Source organism: Halomonas salipaludis (assembly GCF_002286975.1).
Lineage (GTDB): Bacteria > Pseudomonadota > Gammaproteobacteria > Pseudomonadales > Halomonadaceae > Franzmannia > Franzmannia salipaludis.
Map to the genome: position 1 here is coordinate 62,784 of NZ_NSKB01000002.1, position 16,060 is coordinate 78,843.

General features: G+C 67.9%; 14 protein-coding genes and 1 other RNA gene. 3 read left to right on the forward strand and 12 right to left on the reverse strand.

Features of this window, described 5'->3' with window-relative positions; genetic code table 11:
- Window positions 1-56: 56 nt before the first annotated feature.
- From CK498_RS04265 to CK498_RS04275, 3 genes are read right to left on the reverse strand one after another with little or no spacing between them, the layout of a single operon-like run.
- Window positions 57-854: a class II glutamine amidotransferase gene (locus tag CK498_RS04265; protein ID WP_095619639.1), complete on the reverse strand. Its 798-nt coding sequence runs from the start codon at window positions 852-854 to the stop codon at window positions 57-59.
- Window positions 847-2,733 carry a vWA domain-containing protein gene (locus CK498_RS04270; protein WP_095619640.1) on the reverse strand — a complete coding sequence of 629 codons (1,887 nt, stop codon included), beginning with the start codon at window positions 2,731-2,733 and terminating at the stop codon, window positions 847-849. The genes CK498_RS04265 and CK498_RS04270 overlap by 8 nt, the downstream gene beginning before the upstream one ends.
- Before the next feature lie 9 nt (window positions 2,734-2,742).
- Window positions 2,743-3,162, reverse strand: coding sequence for a hypothetical protein (locus CK498_RS04275; RefSeq protein ID WP_095619641.1), 420 nt, complete (start codon window positions 3,160-3,162; stop codon window positions 2,743-2,745).
- A gap of 74 nt (window positions 3,163-3,236) precedes the next feature.
- Here CK498_RS04275 and CK498_RS04280 point away from each other — a divergent pair, with 74 nt between their 5' ends.
- Window positions 3,237-5,327, forward strand: coding sequence for a S9 family peptidase (locus CK498_RS04280; RefSeq protein ID WP_095619642.1), 2,091 nt, complete (start codon window positions 3,237-3,239; stop codon window positions 5,325-5,327).
- Between the two features lie 41 nt (window positions 5,328-5,368).
- On the opposite strand, the gene CK498_RS26115 is transcribed toward CK498_RS04280, so the two are convergent.
- The 8 genes from CK498_RS26115 to ffs form a co-directional block, all read right to left on the reverse strand.
- A complete protein-coding gene (locus CK498_RS26115; protein ID WP_176475716.1) occupies window positions 5,369-6,049 on the reverse strand; it encodes a hypothetical protein in 681 nt (226 codons plus the stop codon).
- Between the two features lie 193 nt (window positions 6,050-6,242).
- Window positions 6,243-6,692: a YcgN family cysteine cluster protein gene (locus CK498_RS04290; protein WP_407645831.1), complete on the reverse strand. Its 450-nt coding sequence runs from the start codon at window positions 6,690-6,692 to the stop codon at window positions 6,243-6,245.
- Between the two features lie 28 nt (window positions 6,693-6,720).
- Window positions 6,721-7,017 (reverse strand): YcgL domain-containing protein, encoded by a 297-nt coding sequence (locus CK498_RS04295; protein WP_095619644.1) that lies wholly within the window; start codon window positions 7,015-7,017, stop codon window positions 6,721-6,723.
- Window positions 7,014-8,162 carry a ribonuclease D gene (rnd, locus tag CK498_RS04300; RefSeq protein ID WP_095619645.1) on the reverse strand — a complete coding sequence of 383 codons (1,149 nt, stop codon included), beginning with the start codon at window positions 8,160-8,162 and terminating at the stop codon, window positions 7,014-7,016. Before rnd ends, CK498_RS04295 begins: the two co-directional genes overlap by 4 nt.
- A 41-nt stretch (window positions 8,163-8,203) precedes the next feature.
- Window positions 8,204-8,809: a recombination mediator RecR gene (recR, locus tag CK498_RS04305; protein ID WP_095619646.1), complete on the reverse strand. Its 606-nt coding sequence runs from the start codon at window positions 8,807-8,809 to the stop codon at window positions 8,204-8,206.
- A complete protein-coding gene (locus tag CK498_RS04310; RefSeq protein ID WP_095619647.1) occupies window positions 8,809-9,135 on the reverse strand; it encodes a YbaB/EbfC family nucleoid-associated protein in 327 nt (108 codons plus the stop codon). Before CK498_RS04310 ends, recR begins: the two co-directional genes overlap by 1 nt.
- 25 nt (window positions 9,136-9,160) lie before the next feature.
- Window positions 9,161-11,137 carry a DNA polymerase III subunit gamma/tau gene (dnaX, locus tag CK498_RS04315; protein ID WP_095619648.1) on the reverse strand — a complete coding sequence of 659 codons (1,977 nt, stop codon included), beginning with the start codon at window positions 11,135-11,137 and terminating at the stop codon, window positions 9,161-9,163.
- Window positions 11,138-11,296: 159 nt separating this feature from the next.
- An RNA gene (gene ffs, locus CK498_RS04320) (signal recognition particle sRNA small type) lies at window positions 11,297-11,393 on the reverse strand.
- 253 nt (window positions 11,394-11,646) lie between these two features.
- On the opposite strand from ffs, the gene CK498_RS04325 reads away from it, so the two are divergent.
- Entirely contained in the window at window positions 11,647-12,870 is a 1,224-nt protein-coding gene (locus CK498_RS04325) for an ATP-grasp domain-containing protein (protein ID WP_095619649.1), read from the forward strand.
- A gap of 31 nt (window positions 12,871-12,901) precedes the next feature.
- Window positions 12,902-14,947, forward strand: a complete 2,046-nt coding sequence (locus tag CK498_RS04330) for a hypothetical protein (RefSeq protein ID WP_095619650.1) — start codon at window positions 12,902-12,904, stop codon at window positions 14,945-14,947.
- On the opposite strand, the gene CK498_RS04335 is transcribed toward CK498_RS04330, so the two are convergent.
- A complete protein-coding gene (locus CK498_RS04335) occupies window positions 14,948-16,024 on the reverse strand; it encodes an AbrB family transcriptional regulator (RefSeq protein WP_095619651.1) in 1,077 nt (358 codons plus the stop codon). It lies immediately after the preceding gene.
- Window positions 16,025-16,060 lie beyond the last annotated feature (36 nt).

A 16,060-nucleotide genomic window follows, 5' to 3' on the forward strand; every position in this document is an offset into this window, starting at 1 on the left:
GGTCGCGGCGTCAAATGCCATGCCACTTTAGGCCAGCATTACCCCAAGCCTATGGTTTATTGGGCGGTTTCGCCATGATCAAGGTAGCGCGCGACGATCTCGCCATCGCGCCACACCAGCAACTCGCCGGGCAGCATGCGCACCCACTGCTCGTTATCGGTGAGCGGCTCGGTGGCCAGCACCGAGACCACGTCGTGCTCGGTGGTGTGCTCGACGAAGTCGACGCTGAGCTCGGCATCCGATAGCTGCGCCTTGCCGAACGGCGCGCGTCGGGTGATATGCGCCAGCTTGGTAGAGCAGTAAGTGTAGAGATGGACGCCGTCGGAGAGCAGCAGGTTGAATACGCCGAGGCCGCGCAGCCGCTCGCACAGCGCGTGCAGGCAGGACCAGATCGCCTCGGGCGACGCCGGCAGGTCGTCGAAGCGCCGGCGCAGCTCGCCAAGCAGGAAGCAGAAGGCGTGCTCGCTGTCGGTGCTACCCACCGGGCGATACACCGCCAGCGGCAGCGACTCCCAGCCGGCGAGCTGGCCGTTGTGGGCATAGCACCACTGGCGCCCCCACATCTCGCGGGTAAAGGGGTGGGTATTGGCCAGCTGCACCTGGCCGACATTGGCCTGGCGGATATGGCTGATGACCACATGGGATTTGATCGGATAGTCGCAGATCAAGCGCGCGATCGGCGAGTCTACCGAGGGGTGCGGGTCGCGGAAGTCGCGATAGCCACCGGCTTCGTAGAAAGCGATCCCCCAGCCATCGCGGTGCGGGCCGGTGCCGCCACCACGATGCAGAAAGCCGGTGAAGCTAAAGCAGATATCGGTCGGGACATTGGCACTCATGCCCAGCAATTCACACATGCGGATCCTCTCGGCGCGCAGGCCGCCGCCGGCTACGCGACCAGCCGCCCAGCACCAGCAGCGCGATCAGTGCTGCGGCAAGCCCAGCGCCCCAGCGCAGGCTCTGCTCGGCGTCCAGGCCAAGCTCATCGCCGGCCCGTTCGAGGCGCGGCAAGGTATCGCGCCATAGCGCCTGGGCCTGGCGCGGCAACTGGTTGATGGCGCTTACCAGACGTTCGGCAAGGTCGGGCTCGGGTAACGGCTCGGGCTCCTCGGCCGCCGATGCCTCGAGCGCTTCGGCTTCCAGCCTCGCGCCATCACGCAGCGCGGCATCCACGCCGATGCGCGCCTGGGGATTGAGGACCAGCCGCGGCAGACTCAGCTCGAGACGCTGGTCGTCGAGGGTCACCGTGGCGCTGAGCAGCAGCGGCAGGCGGGTATCGTCGGGCAACGAGGGCAGCGCGATCTGCCACTGGCGCTCGTCCAGTGCCTCGACCTCCAGCGTCTCACCCTGCAGCTCGGCGTGAATCTGGGTGTTGTCGACGCTCAGCCGCGGGTGCTCGGCGTGCAGGCTGACTTGCGACACCGCTTCATCGACCTCGGCGGCAATCGCCGGCAGCACGTTGACCGCCTGCACCCGCTGGCGCTGGAAGCGCACGCTGTCGGCGTCGATGATCAGCCGCGCATTGCCGGTCAGGGCCGGCGCCGGCAGCACACCCCGGAAGCGCTGCTCGTCGACCGCCAGCCGGGTCGCCGACTGGACGTTACCCTCCAGGTCCTGCAGCTCGGCGCGCAGCCGCAGATCGTCAGGCCAAGCCGGTGACGGCAATATCTCGCCGTCGAGGTCGAGCCAGGCCTCGATCGGCACCTCGAACCCCTGATAGAGGGTCGCTGGCAATTCCGCGCTGCGCAGTGTCAGGGTCGAGGCGACACTGATGCGGCTGTCGAGACTAATCGGGCCCTCGACGCGCCACTCGCCCTCAGCGGGGCTAGGCACGGTGATCAGGTCGAAGCGCGGCTCGCTCTGCCAGCGCACATCGTCGGGGTGGTCGTCGCGGCTGTAGCGCTGGCCGTCGGGGCCGATCAGGGTCAGCGGCGGCGAATCGGGGTCGTGGAACAGCAGCGCCGAGAACGACTCGACCTGATCATCGATGCTGAAACGGCCCTCTTCCAGCGGCACCCGGTCGCCGGGAAAGATACGGTCGAAGATATCCAGGAAGGCACGCAGCAGCTCGTCGGGGGATTCGGCCAGGGCGGCCAGGCCACCGCTGCGCTGGCCGAGCAGCTCGACCAGCGCCAGGTCGGCATCGGCGGAGAAGGCCACGGCGTGGATCACCACGCCCTCCTCGGCCAGTCGCGGGGTCAACTCATCGCTCAGCGTTCGCCGCGAGGCCGCATCGCGGGCGGCCTTGTCCTGGCCCGCGGCAGGCAGGTCGATCATGCCGTCGGTCAGTAGAATCAGGTGGCGGGTACCGTTGTCGGCATCACCGGAGGCGTCGCGTACTGCCGCCTCGATATCGGTGAACAGCTGATAATCGACCAGTGCCGGGCGCAGCGCCAGCGCCTGCTGGCGCCACTCGGCATCGACCGGCGACACCGGCAGCGGGTTGTCGACCGACTCGCCAAAGGTCCAGATACCGCCGTGGATGCCATGGGGCAGCAGCGCCACCAGCAACTCCAGGGCGCTGGCCGCCAGCTGGTCGGGATCGTTGCTGCGCATGCTGCCCGAGACGTCGATGACCACACGCACATCGGCCGCCTCACTGCGCTCACCGCTGCGTTCGACCAGCAGCAGCGGCGGCTGGCCGCTGTCGGTGGCGAGCTCCACGGCGGGCTGTGCCATCAGCGGCATTGCCACCGCCAACAACCACCATACCCCCAGCTTCAACACGGCGCGCATGACGCTTCCTTAGCCGATGACCGGCTCCCGACGCTCGCTGGAGGACGGACGTTCGGCGGGCGCATCCTGCGCCTCGGGCTTGACGCCACCGCGGCCCAGCAGCCACAGCGCCACACCGGCCAGCGCGCCCAGTCCTACCCCCAGCACCAGCAGAATCATTGCGGTGGCCATGCTGCCGCCATCGCGCTGCAGAAAAGTGATCCCGGCGACGACCACGGCCGGGGCAAAACCGCTATAGAATTCGCCCTCTTCGAGCAGCGGCAGGCGAAAGCGAGTCGGCATCCACAGCGCCCCGGCGACCACCCCGACGAGCACCAGTCGTGGCAGGCGCGGCAGGAAGCGGACCGCCATATAGCCGGTGCCCAGCACCACCAGCGACATCAGCGCATAAATCAGCCAGAGTAGAGGGATTGAATCGGATATCAGCATCGAACTCTCCAGACCTGCGTCAGCGCGGACGCAGCGTTGCCACATTCATGACTCATTATGGTACACCGCACCCGATGAAAGCACAGCCGCCGCGTCACAATCCGCTCAGCCAGGCAGCCGGTTCGCCGGTCGCCGACTACCGTCGCGCCGATGACCCACGATGGCACTGGCTCGAAAGCCGCGACGACCCGCAGGTCAGCGCCTTCCTGGAAGCCGCCAACCGCGAATCCGACGCCTGGTTCGCTCCCCTCGAGGCACTCACCGAGGCACTCTATCGCGGCCATCTGGCGCGCCGCGAACTGGCCGTCGACGGATTGCCCAGCCCACTAGACTACCATTGCTACTGGAGCGAGACCGCCGCCGACGCCGATTTTCCGCGCTGGTGGCGCTACCCGCTCGAGCAGCCCGAGGCGCGCCACTGCTTTCTCGACCTCGAGGCCCGCGCCGCCGAGCATGACTTCTTCGAGCTCGGCGACATGGCACTCAGCCCCGACGAGCAGTGGCTGGCATGGAGTGAGGATACCCGCGGCGACGAGACCTTCGAGCTGTGGCTCAAGCGGCTGCCGGACGGCACGCCGCAGCGCGTGCTGGAAGCGATCGGCCCGGAGCTGAGCTGGGCCGAGGACGACACCACCCTGCTGTTCACCCGTTTCGATGCCACCCAGCGCCCGGATAGCGTGTGGCGGCTGGCCATCGATGCCACGGGCCGGGCCAGTGAGTCCAGCCTGATCCTGCGCGAGGACGACCCGGAGTTCTGGTTAGGCCTGGGCAAGACCCGCTCGCGCCAGTGGCTGGTGCTGGAGTCGGCGTCCAAGGACACCACCGAGTGCTACCTGATACCCGCCGACGCTCCCAGCACCCCACCGCACTGCTTCAGACGCCGTGAGAGCGGCGTGGAGTACTCGCTGGACCATCGCCCAGGGCATTTCTACGTGCTGCACAACCGCGGCGCACCGCACTTTCAGCTCGACCGGGTCGAGCAAGCGGCAAGCCTTGCCGAGCACGCCGAGGCTACTTGGCAGCCGCTGCTGAGCCACCGCGACGATGCCACCCTGGAGGGAGTGGACGCCTTCAGCTGGGGGCTGGTGATCACCGAGCGCGACCACCAGCAGGCCCAGGTGCGGATGCGCGTCATCGAACTGGATGCCGATCACGGCATCCACCGCGACGAGCGCCTGCCGCTGCCCGAGGCGCCCTGCAGCCTGATGCTCGGCGACATGCCGCATTTCACGGCGCGCTGCCTGCGCCTGCGCGAGGAATCGTTCACGCTGCCGGTACGTTGGCTCGAGCACGACCTCGACAGCGGCGAGCGGCGTCTGCTCAAGCAGCAGCCGATCCACGGCTCGCTGCTCCCCGAGCAGCTCGAGTGCCGGCGCCTGTGGGCCACCGCCCACGACGGCGAGCAAATCCCGGTCTCCATCGTGGCCCGCGCCGATCGCCTCGGCCAGGCACCGCTGCCCACGCTGCTATACGGCTATGGCGCCTATGGCGAGGTGCTCGACCCGTGGTTCTCGGTGGCGCGGCTCGAACTGCTCGAGCGCGGCGTAGCCTTCGCCGTGGCCCACGTGCGCGGCGGTGGCGACCGAGGCGAACCGTGGTACCTGGCCGGCAAGATGGAGCATAAGCAGAACAGCTTTCGCGATTTTCTGGCCGCGCGCGACGCCCTGGCCAACACCGGGCTCAGCGACCCGGCGCGCATCGCCGCCTACGGCGCCAGCGCCGGCGGGCTGCTGGTCGGCGCCAGTCTCAACCTAGCGCCTGAAGCCTTCTGCGCCGCAGTGCTCGACGTGCCGTTCGTCGATGTACTACGCACCATGGAGAACCCCGACCTGCCGCTGACCACCGCTGAGTATACCGAGTGGGGCAATCCCGACGAGCCGGCGGTGCGCAAGCGCATACGCGACTACTCACCGCTCGACAACCTCGCACCGCTGCCCTACCCCAGCGTCTTCCTGCAGGGCAGCTGGCACGACTCGCGGGTGCCCTACTGGGAGCCGGCCAAGCTCTATGCTCGCCTGCGCGAACTCGGCAGTGCCCGCGGCCCGGTAGTGCTGCGCACCGACATGGCGGCCGGCCATGGCGGCGCCTCGGGGCGCTTCAAGGCCTGGCAGGATGGCGCCCGCCAGGATGCCTTCATCTTGTGGGCGCTGGGCATGGTCGACTAGTCGCACACCCTGGCCACCGCGTATCGCGCGGTGGCCATATCTCAGCTATCGCCGCCGCTGCCACCATTGGCACCACCGCCTGAACCGCCACCGCCATTGCCGCCGCTGCCACCGTTGGCACCACCGCCCGAGCCGCCACCGGCACTACCGCCACCCGAGCCACCGTTGCTACCGCCGCCCGAGCCGCCGCCGGCACTACCGCCACCCGAACCACCGCCGTTACCTCCGCCTGCGCCACCGCCGCTACCGCCACCCGAACCACCGTTGCCACCGCCGCCTGAGCCGCCGCCGGCATTGCCACCTCCAGCACCGCCGCCATTGCCACCGCCCGCGCCGCCGTTACCGCCGCCGCCATTACCGCCACTGTTGCCGCCACCCGGGCCGCCATTGCTCGGCGTGGACGGATTGCCGGTATCCACCGGCTCTGCCACCGGTGCAGGCGTGGGGGCAACGGCGTCGGCACTGGTATTGACGCTGAACAGGAAGCCACCTCCACAGCCGCCGCCCTCTTCGCCGCCGCCGGCACCGCAGCCACCGCCCCCGCCCCCGCCCGCGGCAGTAGGTGGCAGATCGTCGATCATCTCCAACAGCGCCTCATCATCCAGCGAGTCAAGCTCGCCGGGTCCTGCAACCTCACCCCAACTGTTCGACTGCGACCATGCAGCCGGTGCCGCCAGCATCAGGCACACCAGCGACAGGCCTATCCCCCGATAGCGTTTCATGCTCAACCCCCCGTGCAGATCCCCATCGCCGGCGCGCCCAGGCGCCCAGCAACACGCTGTTACATACACTGATAAGCATCGCTGGCATGCCAGGCCACCACAATCAGAAAGCTGCCTGATTGTGGCGTACCAATTCGCTCAGCCCCGGCGGCTGAAAAGAGGTGGTCCGGCTGGTAGAAACGGCTGGCGGGCGCTAACCGTCGATGGGCAGGATAGCGATGATATGCTCGTCGTAATCGGCCTCGGGCACGTCACGCTGGGAGACCGCAAAGCTGGCCACGCTGATGCCCTTGCGATGCATGCGGCGGCCGTCACCGCTGATCAACGGGTGCCAGCGCGCCAGGCTGCGCCCCTCGGCCAGGCGGCGATAGGCACAGGAGCCCGGCAGCCAGCGGAATTCGTCGATCCGCGCCGGGGTGAGCTGGGTGCAGTCGGGCACCCGTTCGAAGCGATTGGCGTAGTCGCCACAGCGGCAGCTGCCGATATCGAGCAGCTCACAGGCAACGTTGAGTACCGCCAGGTCGCCGCTGTCCTCGTCCTGGAACTTGAGCAGGCAGCACTGGCCGCAGCCGTCGCACAGCGCCTCCCACTCCTCGTCGGTCAGCTCGTCGAGACGGTAGCGCTCCCAGAACAGTTCGCGCATCTCCATACTCCCCCGGCGCCAGCGGCGCTCAATAGCGTGATTGCGTCGGCGTACGGTAGAGATCGAGCAGGTACGGCTCCTTGGCCGGGGGCATCTGCAGGTAGAACCCCTTCTCGGCGATCTGCGCCATGACCTCACTGGCCTCGGCGCGTGCCAGGCGCTTGCCGGCGGTGAGCAGCATGGTGGTCACCGGCAGCGGCGTGCCGAAATGCTCGAGTAGCTGCTCCGGCACCTCGGCGAGCCCCTGACGCTTGTCGACGTAGAGATACAGTTCGTCCTTGCGCGAGCTCTTGTATATCTCGCATATCAGTTTGTCGGCACTCATCCCTCATCTCCCTGCGACAGCGCCGCCGACAGCCCAGCCGAGAGCCGCTCGCCGCGCCAACCGCCCGGCAGCGGCAGGCTGCGCCCCTGCAGGTCGGCGGCGACCATCGCTTCCAGGTCGCGGCGCCTGAGCAGTACTTCCGGGGCCACCCCCAGCGCCTCAGCCTCGGCGGCCACCACCTGCTTGAGGGCCTTGAAGCGCTTCTTGAAGGCGCCGGCCAGCGGCGAGGGCAGTGCCTCGGGCAGCTGCCCCTCCTCGACCCGTCGCGCCTCGCCGACCAGCGCCAGCAGGGTGTCGCCCTCGCGCTTGACCAGCGTCGGCTTGATGCCTTCGATGGCGGCTAGCGCCTGGCGATGCTGCGGCAGCGCCTCGGCGATGGCGTAGAGCAGCTTGTCGTTGACCAGCCAGCCGCGCGGCAGATTGCGCCGCCGCGCTTCGCCTTCACGCCAGATGGTCAGGCGCCGATAGGCCTCGATCTGGCGCGGAGTCAGGCGCCATAGCTGGCGCTGACGCAGGTACCACTGGCCGTCGGCATCGCCGCTGCGTCCGGCTTGGGCCAGCAGTTCGGCGCAGTCGGCGTGCAGCCAGGCCAGCCGCTCGAGCTCGACCAGCCGCGCCCGCTGCTGCTTCCATACCTCGAGCAGATAGACCACGTCGAGGGCGGCATAGCGGCACTGGGCCTCGGACAGCGGCCGCTCGAGCCAGTCGGAACGGGTCTCCTCCTTGGGCAGGGTCTCGCCGGTCCAGTGCTCGACCAGGCGCTGGTAACCCATCGCCGGATCTTCGCCCAGCAGCCCCTGCGCGACCTGGGTATCGACCAGCGGGGCCACCAGTACATCCGCCCAATTGCGCAGCACCTCGAGGTCTTCGCTGCTGGCATGCAGCAGCTTGAGCGGCCCGCCGCCCAGCAGATCGCGCAGCGCCGCACTGGCCTCGAGGGCCTGGGGATCGATCAGGTAGACCGCCCCACCGGCGGTAAGCTGGACCAGCGCCGGCACCGGATGAAAGGACGACTCGCGGAAGAACTCGGTGTCCAGCGCCAGGGTCTCGGCGCTGGCCAGATCGGCACAGGCGGCATCCAGCGCCGCCGGGGTGTCGACCCAGCGAATATCGGGAGTGGCAAGCCCGGGGGCGGTATTAGGCATAATTAGGCATCGTCAAGGAGGTGTCCTGGCCGCGGCGCGGCTCATTCACTTTGAAATGGCAGGCGGCCGTTGAAGGCGCGGCTGAGGGTGCCGCCGTCGACGTACTCCAGCTCGCCACCCATCGGCACGCCGTAAGCGAGGCGCGACAGCCGCAGGTCGCGGTCGGCGAGCTGCGCGGCGATGTAGTGGGCGGTGGCCTCACCCTCGACGGTAGGGTTGGTGGCCAGGATCACTTCGCTGACCGCCTCGGCGTCGATACGCGCCTCGAGCTGGTCGAGGCCGATATCCTCGGGGCCAATGCCGTCCAGCGGCGACAGATGGCCGTGGAGCACGAAGTACTGGCCCTGATAGCCACCGGCGTCCTCGATGGCCAGCATATCGGCCGGCGACTCGACCACGCACAGGATGCTGTCGTCGCGGCGCGGGCTGCGGCACAGCCCGCACAGCGTCTCTTCGGTCAGCGTGCGGCAGCGCTGGCAGTAGCCGACCTCATCGAGGGCTTGGGCGAGCACCGCGGCGAGGCGCTGGCCACCCTCGCGATCGCGTTCGAGCAGATACAGCGCCATGCGCTGGGCGCTCTTGGGCCCGACCCCGGGCAGCACCCGCAGCGCCTCGAGCAGACGATCAACGAGCGGAGAAAAGCTCATTAAAACGGCATCTTGAAGCCCGGCGGCAGGTTCATGCCGGCAGTGGCCTCCTCCATCCGCGCCTGGGTGTTCTCCTCGACCTTGCGCACCGCGTCATTGACCGCAGCCGCCAGCAGGTCCTCGAGCAGCTCCTTGTCCTCTTCCAGCACGCTGGGGTCGATGTCCACCTTGCTGACATCGTGACGCCCGTTCATGGTCACCTTGACCATGCCGGCACCGGCCTCGCCGCTGACTTCGGCCTTCTGCGCCTCTTCCTGCATGCGCTGCATCTTTTCCTGCATTTCCTGGGCCTGCTTCATCAGGTTACCCATTCCGCCCTTCATCATGGCTCATGCTCCTGGATCGAAGTGATCAGCGCGCGGCCTCGCCGCTGCGCTGCTGTGGGGATACCGAGGCTTCCAGCAATCGGGCACCGAAGGCCTCGCGGAGTTCCTGTACGTGGGGGTCTGCCTCCAGCGACTTGACTGCGGCGGCATGGCGCTCGGCATTGAGGCGGTCGGCCAGCGCCCGCGGCGTCTCGATATCGGCGGGCAGCTCGCCGGGCTCGATGCTGACCTTGCGCGAAACCCCCAGCCCGAGCAGCGCCTTCTCGACCCGCTCGACGTGGACCTCGGCATTCATCGCCGCCTGGCTGGGGTCGAGCCGCAGCTGCAGGCGCTGGCCGTCGTCATGTTCGACCAGGCAGTGGGCGGCAAGGTTGCGCGTCAGCCCACCCAGTCCCAGGTCGTCGAAACGCGCCAGCCAGGTGGCGTGGTCGAAGGTGCCGCGATGCTCGGCCGCGGGGCCGGGCTCGGCGCTCTGCGCCGCGGGCTCGACCTGCTCGGCAAGCGACGCGTCCTGCGCGGCCGTCACCTGCTCGGCCGGCGCCGCTGCGGGTATCGCCTCATCGGCGACCGGCGCGTCTTGCTCGGCTGCGGCCTGCTCGGCAGGCGCTGCAGCATGCGGCTCAACCGCCTCATGCATCGCTGCTGCCGCAGGCTGGGCAGGGGGTTCGCTCGGCATCTCCCACGGCGGCGGCTCCACGCTCGGCGACGCGGAGGCAGCGGCTGTGTCAGCGTCGGGCCTGGGCTCGGCCGCGCCTGGTGACGGCGGCGGCGCCTCCGACGCGCTGGGCGCCGGGGGCGACGATTCGGCAGCGGCAGGCGGCGCCTGCTGGGGAGCAGGCTTGCCCTGCTGCGGCGCCGTGCCACTGATCGGCAGCGGTGTGCTGGCCGGCTTGGGCACGCCCTGGGGGCGGAAGGCCAGCATACGCAGCAGGGTCATCTCCAGCGCGGTGCGGGCATCCGGCGCGTGGTCCATGTCGCCGCGGCCCTGCAGGCCGATCTGGTAGTAGAGCTGCACGTCTTCGGCGGTAAAGCGTGCCGCCAGGGCCAGCAGCGACTCGCGGTCGCCGTGGCCGTTGTCGAGGGCGTCGGGGACCATTTGCGCCACCGCCAGGCGGTGCAGGGTGCCGAGCAGGTCGTCGAGCACGCCGGCGAAATCGGGGCCCTGCTCGGCGAGGGCCGCCACCTCGCTGAGCACCCGGGCGGCGTCGACTTCGGCCAGCGCCTCGACCAGTGCCAGCAGATGGCGGTGGTCGAGGGTGCCGAGCATGGCCGCCACGTCGACCTGGTGCACTGAGCCCTGGCCGAAGGCAATGGCCTGGTCGGTAAGGCTCATGGCGTCGCGCATCGAGCCGTCGGCGGCACGCCCCAGCAACCACAGCGCTGACTCGTCGAACGCCACACCTTCGGCACCCAGCACCTTGCCGAGGTGCTCGACGATGCGCTCCGGCGGCATGTTCTTGAGGGTGAACTGCAGGCAGCGCGACAGCACCGTGACCGGCAGCTTCTGCGGATCGGTGGTGGCGAGCAGGAACTTGACGTGGGGCGGCGGCTCTTCGAGGGTCTTGAGCAGCGCATTGAAGCTGTGGGTCGAGAGCATGTGCACCTCATCGATGAGGTACACCTTGAAGCGGCCCTGGGTCGGCGCGTACTGCACGTTATCGAGCAGTTCGCGGGTGTCTTCGACCTTGGTCCGCGAGGCGGCATCGACTTCGATCAGGTCGACGAAACGCCCCTCGTCGATGGCGCGGCAGCTCTCGCACTGGCCACAGGGGGTCGAGGTCACGGCGCTGTCGTCGTGGCCGCCGGCGGTACAGTTGAGGCACTTGGCGAGAATCCGCGCCAGAGTGGTCTTGCCCACGCCGCGGGTACCGGTAAACAAATAGGCGTGGTGCAGGCGCCCCTGGTCGAGGGCGTTGACCAGCGCGCGCTGCACATGGTCCTGGCCGACCAGCTCGTGGAAGGTGCGCGGGCGCCACTTGCGGGCCAGTACCTGATAGCTCATTGCGGGCAGAATCCTTGCGGCCGGGTTCACGACGAAGATGGCGCCTAGCCGAGGCCGGCAAGCGCTGTCATGACAGGGCATTCATTCTAGCGGCTGGGACTCGCAGGGGAAAGCGACAGCGCCAGGCAGCCGGAACCGACCACCCAGAATGGAGGTGGCCCCCGACAGCCACATCCCGGCACACGCAGCCACCACTACCGTTGCTCCCTTCCGGGCCTGGCGGGGTTCGCAGTTTAGCGTTGCGGGAGGACCGACGAGGGCCACCATAACGTTCGACGTCCGACGTGACATTTACAGCGAATGGTTACGTCATCGGGCCGAGCGAGGCGCACTATAACAGCGCCCCCACGGCCTCGCAACCGCATCGTCTTGCACGCTGCCCTTGCCCGCCACCTGCGTCCTAGCCTCACGTCTCCATGCCGCTTGGCAGGCCCGCTGGCTATCAAGTTCGTGTCACAAGGTGTAGCGTATAGAGTCATGTTCAACCAATTTCCAACGGAGGCACTACCATGACCAAGGATCCCAACAAGGGCTATATCGCGCTTCTGGGCTGGAGCTTGAGTGCGGTAGAAGCCGCCGAAAACTTCGACCGCCGTTACGTGGTAGTGGCCCCGGACTGGGCCGAGGAATATTGCGAGAAGCACGATATACCCTACCTATCGTGGAACTTCGAGCGCCTGAACGACCGTTCCATGGAGATCGCCGAAACGCTGCAGGAGATGGGCGTCGACGTGGCCATCCCGCTGTATGAAGAGACCGTCGAGTGGGCTGGGGCGATCAACTCGGTATTGCTCGACAACCCGCGTCTTTATGGCCAGTCGCTGCTGCTGCGCGACAAGGCGCTGATGAAGCGCCGTGCCCAGCTCGGCGGCATTCGCGTGGGTATCTTCGAGGAAGCCCACGACAAAGAAGATGTGGTGCGCTTCCTCAAGCGCGTCAACCAGACCCTGCTCAAGCTCGACGGTGACCCCAACGACCCGATCCACCTCAAGGCCTTCGACAAGGCCGGCTGCCTCGGTCACCGGGTGATCCGTACCCCAGACGAGGTGGATTCGATCCCCGACGAGGAGTTCCCGGTGCTCATGGAGTCCCACCTCGATGGCTGGGAGTTCGCCGTCGAGGCCTGGATCCACAACGGCAAGATCGTCTTCCTCAACATCTCCGAGTACGTGACCCTGGGCTACTCGGTGTTCGTCCCGGCCTCGCCGGAGCTGGAGCGCTATCGCCCCCAGATCACCGCGCAGATCGAGAAACTGATCAAGACCTTCGACATCGAGTTCGGGCTGATCCACCCCGAGTACTTCGTCACCAGCGACGGTGAGATGTACTTCGGCGAAGTCGCCTACCGCCCGCCGGGCTTCAAGGTCTTCGAACTGCTCGAGCGGGTCTACGGCTTCAACGCCTATCAGGCCTCGATGCTGGTGTTCGACCCCAAGGCCAGCACCGAGGAGGTCAAGGCATTCTTCCCCAGGGAGGTCGAGGATGCCAACGGCTATGCCGGCTGCTTCGGCGTCTACCCGCGTCGCCGCGTGGTCAGCCGCCTGGAGATCCCCGAAGAGGTCGAGGACCACCCCTACTTCGAGTCCCACGAGCTGACGCCGCCAATGGAAGAGACGGTGACCAAGCGTACCGCCTTCGGCACCCACTGGGGGCTGATCTACTTCAAGGGCGAGGATCCTCATCAGCTGCGTGACCTGCTCAAGCACCAGGAGGGTCTGGACTTCTATGTATAATCCCTGGCAGAAACCGGGATAAGGAGTCGGTGTGAGCGAGCACCCTGATACGAACAGTGCAACACAACCCCCAACCGACGGGGACAAGCTGACCGGCCTGCTGGCCAAGCTGGACGAAGCGATACAGCTGCTCGATACGGCCCGCGAGTTCGCCAAGCCAGGCAAGCTGGGGCGGGTGCTCGATACGGCGCGCCGGGTCATGATGCAGCCCGGCGGCTGTGCCGCGGTGGAAGCCCGCGCCGAGGCGCTGGAGTCGGCTGGAGTGTTCGTCGGCTCCGACTGGGCAACACCGCAGTACCTGGTGCCCTCGCTGACCACCTACGCGCTGAAGAGCGCCGATCCCAACAGCGTGGTCATCGAGTCGCTCAGCGAACTGCGCCTGCTGGCGGTGGCCATGGGCGATTACCAGCACCCGCTGATCTCCGCCGAACAGGCCCACCACTACCTGACCCAGGTGATGGCGCTGAACCTGTGGCTGCTGTTCGGTGCACCCAGCGAAGCCGAGCGCGAGACCCAGGGGCGCCTGGCACAGTTGCCCCGCCTGCTGTTTCAGCACCTCGCCGAGCGCATCGGTTACGAACATATCGTCGACCAGCTGATCGATGAAATATGGCGCATCCTGCGCCAGCGCCCCCTGCAGGTCGAACCGGTCAAGCAGATGATCACCCAGATCGCCATCTGCCAGGCCAACCCGGCCATCGACCTGGGGGCCAGCGGCCAGGGCGCAGACCGCCTGGTCAGTTCGCTGTTCGGACCGACCCAGGCATGCCGCGAAGATCCGGGTATCGATATCTACCGGCAGCGGCTGGAGAGCATGGACCAGGCCGCCCTGCAGTACGAGGCCAGCGGCTTTGCCCGCGCCATGCACGACACCGGCCTGGTCTCGCCCTACCACAGCGTACTGATGCGCCACCTGCTCGAGCATAGCGACCACCTGCTGGCCGAGGCGCTGGGGCTCTCCTCCACCGGCCGCGACTGCCTGATGTGCTATCGCGAGCTGGTCCATGCGCTGATCCGCGGTGGCGTCTACCCGGCCACGCCGCAGGCCATCTACGGCCTGGCGCTGCTGCTCGAGCGCGGCATTCTCTATCAGCCGCCGGTCGCACCGGCCATGTGGCGCCAGCTCGGATTAACGCTTTCGGAGTGGTCGCAGCAGCGCCTGAAGATGGCCCACGGCGACGCGGTCTCACCGCGCGCGCGGCTGCTAGAGGGCGTGCTGTGCATGCTGGGGCTGCCCCTCGGCGTGGGCCAGGGCAACAACCCCACCTGTCAGTCGGCTCGCGCGCTGTCGATGTGGGCCTACAACGATCCTGACTATCTGCTGCAGATGGTCGCCTGGGCGGCGCGTGACGACGAGATCATAATGCACTTCGAGGGCCAGCCGATCTCGTCCCGCGAGAGCCTCTCTGGGGTTGCCACCGAACTGCCCATGGATCTGGATGCGGTGTCGCTGTTGGTGGTACCTCACCTCGATCGCATCTACGCCGAGATGGGGCGGCGCTGCATCGGCCGCGACGGCGACCCACACCGCTGGGTCAACCCCGAGTTCCACGGCTGGTGGTCGGGCCGCGGCTTTCGCATCAACGTCGAGGTGGCAACCGGTCAACTGGCAGACCTCGAGGACTTCCTGCGTCACTTCTATGCTGCTTACCACCCCTACTACAACGGCAACCAGCCACTGATCCACCCGCAGCCGGCGGGTATCGCCGTGACCGACAGCGCGGCACGCTTCATCGGCTGGCACGCCATCACCCTGCTGCGCGTCAACCTCGACCCCCAGGACGTGATGCGTGTCTACTTCTACAATCCCAACAACGACAGCGGCCAGGACTGGGGCGATGGCGTCAAGGTCAGCACTGCCGGCCAAGGCGAACGCTTCGGCGAGGCCTCGCTGCCCTTCGAGCAGCTCGCCTCGCGGCTGTATATCTTCCATTTCGATCCGCTCGAGCGCGGCGAACTGGCCACCATCACCCAGCAGGAGCTCGACCGGGTGATCGGCCACGTGCACCGCAGCTGGGGCGCCGGCCGGGTGCCGGCCACCGACCTGCAGGCCAGTCCCGGGATCGACGGCGCCTGATCACCGCTTGCCCGGCGGCGGCGCTGCCGCCCGCCGGGCAGTGTCAGCGCCGGGCGTCGGGTAGCGCCGCGCCAGATAGCGTGCCCAGAACGGCGCCACGACCATCAGTGCCACCATGCGCAGGATATGGTGAAAAGCGACGAACACCGGGTCGATGTCGAGCGCCACCGCGAGTATCGCCATCTCACCGATGCCACCTGGCGCCAGGGCCAGCAGCGCCACGTCCCGCGGCACCCCCAGCAGGCGATGGATGACTTCGGCGAACACCCCCAGCACCAGCAGTGCCAGCAGCGTCGCCAGGGCGGCCTGCCACAGGTACTTGCCGAAGCGGCGCCGCGACAGCCCGCGAAACTTGCAGCCGATGGCGCTACCCAGCCCCCACAACATCACGTTCATGCCCCACTCCGGCAGCTGCAGGCTGGCCAGGTCGCTGCCCGAGAGCAGCGCGGCGAAGGCCAGTGGCGCCAGCAGCGAGGCACTCGGCAGCCGCAGCCAGTTGCCCAGCGGGATCACCAGCGGTAGCGCCAGCAGCATCCATAGATGGGTCGCCGGCTGGCTCTCCGCCGCTTGCGCCGCTGTGCCGCCCTCAAAGGCCCAGAACAGCGGCGGCAGCAGCAGGATGACCAGGACGATGCGCAGCGACTGAGCCACCGCGACCCGCTGCGGATCGCCACCGCATTTCTCGCCGAGCAGGATCATGGTCGGCATCGCTCCCGGGGCCGCGGCAAACCAGGCGCTGACCGGATCGAAGCCGCAGCGCCGGTACCAGGCCGCCGCCACCGCCGTGGACGCCGCCACCCCGATCAGCAGCAGTGCCGCCGACAGCGGCCAGTCGAGCAGCCGCTCGGCCAGCTGCGGGGTGACCTGGCTGCCCAGCACCAGCCCCATCACGCCGAGGAAAGCCTCACGCAGGCCCTCCGGCACGCGCACGTCGATGCCACGCCCGGAGGCGAGCAGATTCGCGACCAGCGGGCCCAGCATCCACGGCAGCGGCAGGTTGAGCAGCGCGAACAGCAGCCCGCCCAGCGCCCCGATCGCAAGCGCACGTAGCAGGGCCTTCAGCGAGGCATGTGACACCCCCCCTCCTTAATTAACCGGCTAACGAATCCTCAG

What these genes read in the sequence shown, in the direction of transcription:
- CK498_RS04325 (WP_095619649.1), top strand. Translation starts at nt 11,647, where the DNA reads ATGACCAAGGATCCCAACAAGGGCTATATCGCGCTTCTGGGCTGGAGC.
- recR (WP_095619646.1), bottom strand. Translation starts at nt 8,809, where the DNA reads ATGAGCTTTTCTCCGCTCGTTGATCGTCTGCTCGAGGCGCTGCGGGTG.
- dnaX (WP_095619648.1), bottom strand. Translation starts at nt 11,137, where the DNA reads ATGAGCTATCAGGTACTGGCCCGCAAGTGGCGCCCGCGCACCTTCCAC.
- CK498_RS04265 (WP_095619639.1), bottom strand. Translation starts at nt 854, where the DNA reads ATGTGTGAATTGCTGGGCATGAGTGCCAATGTCCCGACCGATATCTGC.
- CK498_RS04270 (WP_095619640.1), bottom strand. Translation starts at nt 2,733, where the DNA reads ATGCGCGCCGTGTTGAAGCTGGGGGTATGGTGGTTGTTGGCGGTGGCA.
- CK498_RS04310 (WP_095619647.1), bottom strand. Translation starts at nt 9,135, where the DNA reads ATGATGAAGGGCGGAATGGGTAACCTGATGAAGCAGGCCCAGGAAATG.
- CK498_RS04290 (WP_407645831.1), bottom strand. Translation starts at nt 6,692, where the DNA reads ATGCGCGAACTGTTCTGGGAGCGCTACCGTCTCGACGAGCTGACCGAC.
- CK498_RS04275 (WP_095619641.1), bottom strand. Translation starts at nt 3,162, where the DNA reads ATGCTGATATCCGATTCAATCCCTCTACTCTGGCTGATTTATGCGCTG.
- CK498_RS26115 (WP_176475716.1), bottom strand. Translation starts at nt 6,049, where the DNA reads ATGAAACGCTATCGGGGGATAGGCCTGTCGCTGGTGTGCCTGATGCTG.
- rnd (WP_095619645.1), bottom strand. Translation starts at nt 8,162, where the DNA reads ATGCCTAATACCGCCCCCGGGCTTGCCACTCCCGATATTCGCTGGGTC.
- CK498_RS04295 (WP_095619644.1), bottom strand. Translation starts at nt 7,017, where the DNA reads ATGAGTGCCGACAAACTGATATGCGAGATATACAAGAGCTCGCGCAAG.
- CK498_RS04280 (WP_095619642.1), top strand. Translation starts at nt 3,237, where the DNA reads ATGAAAGCACAGCCGCCGCGTCACAATCCGCTCAGCCAGGCAGCCGGT.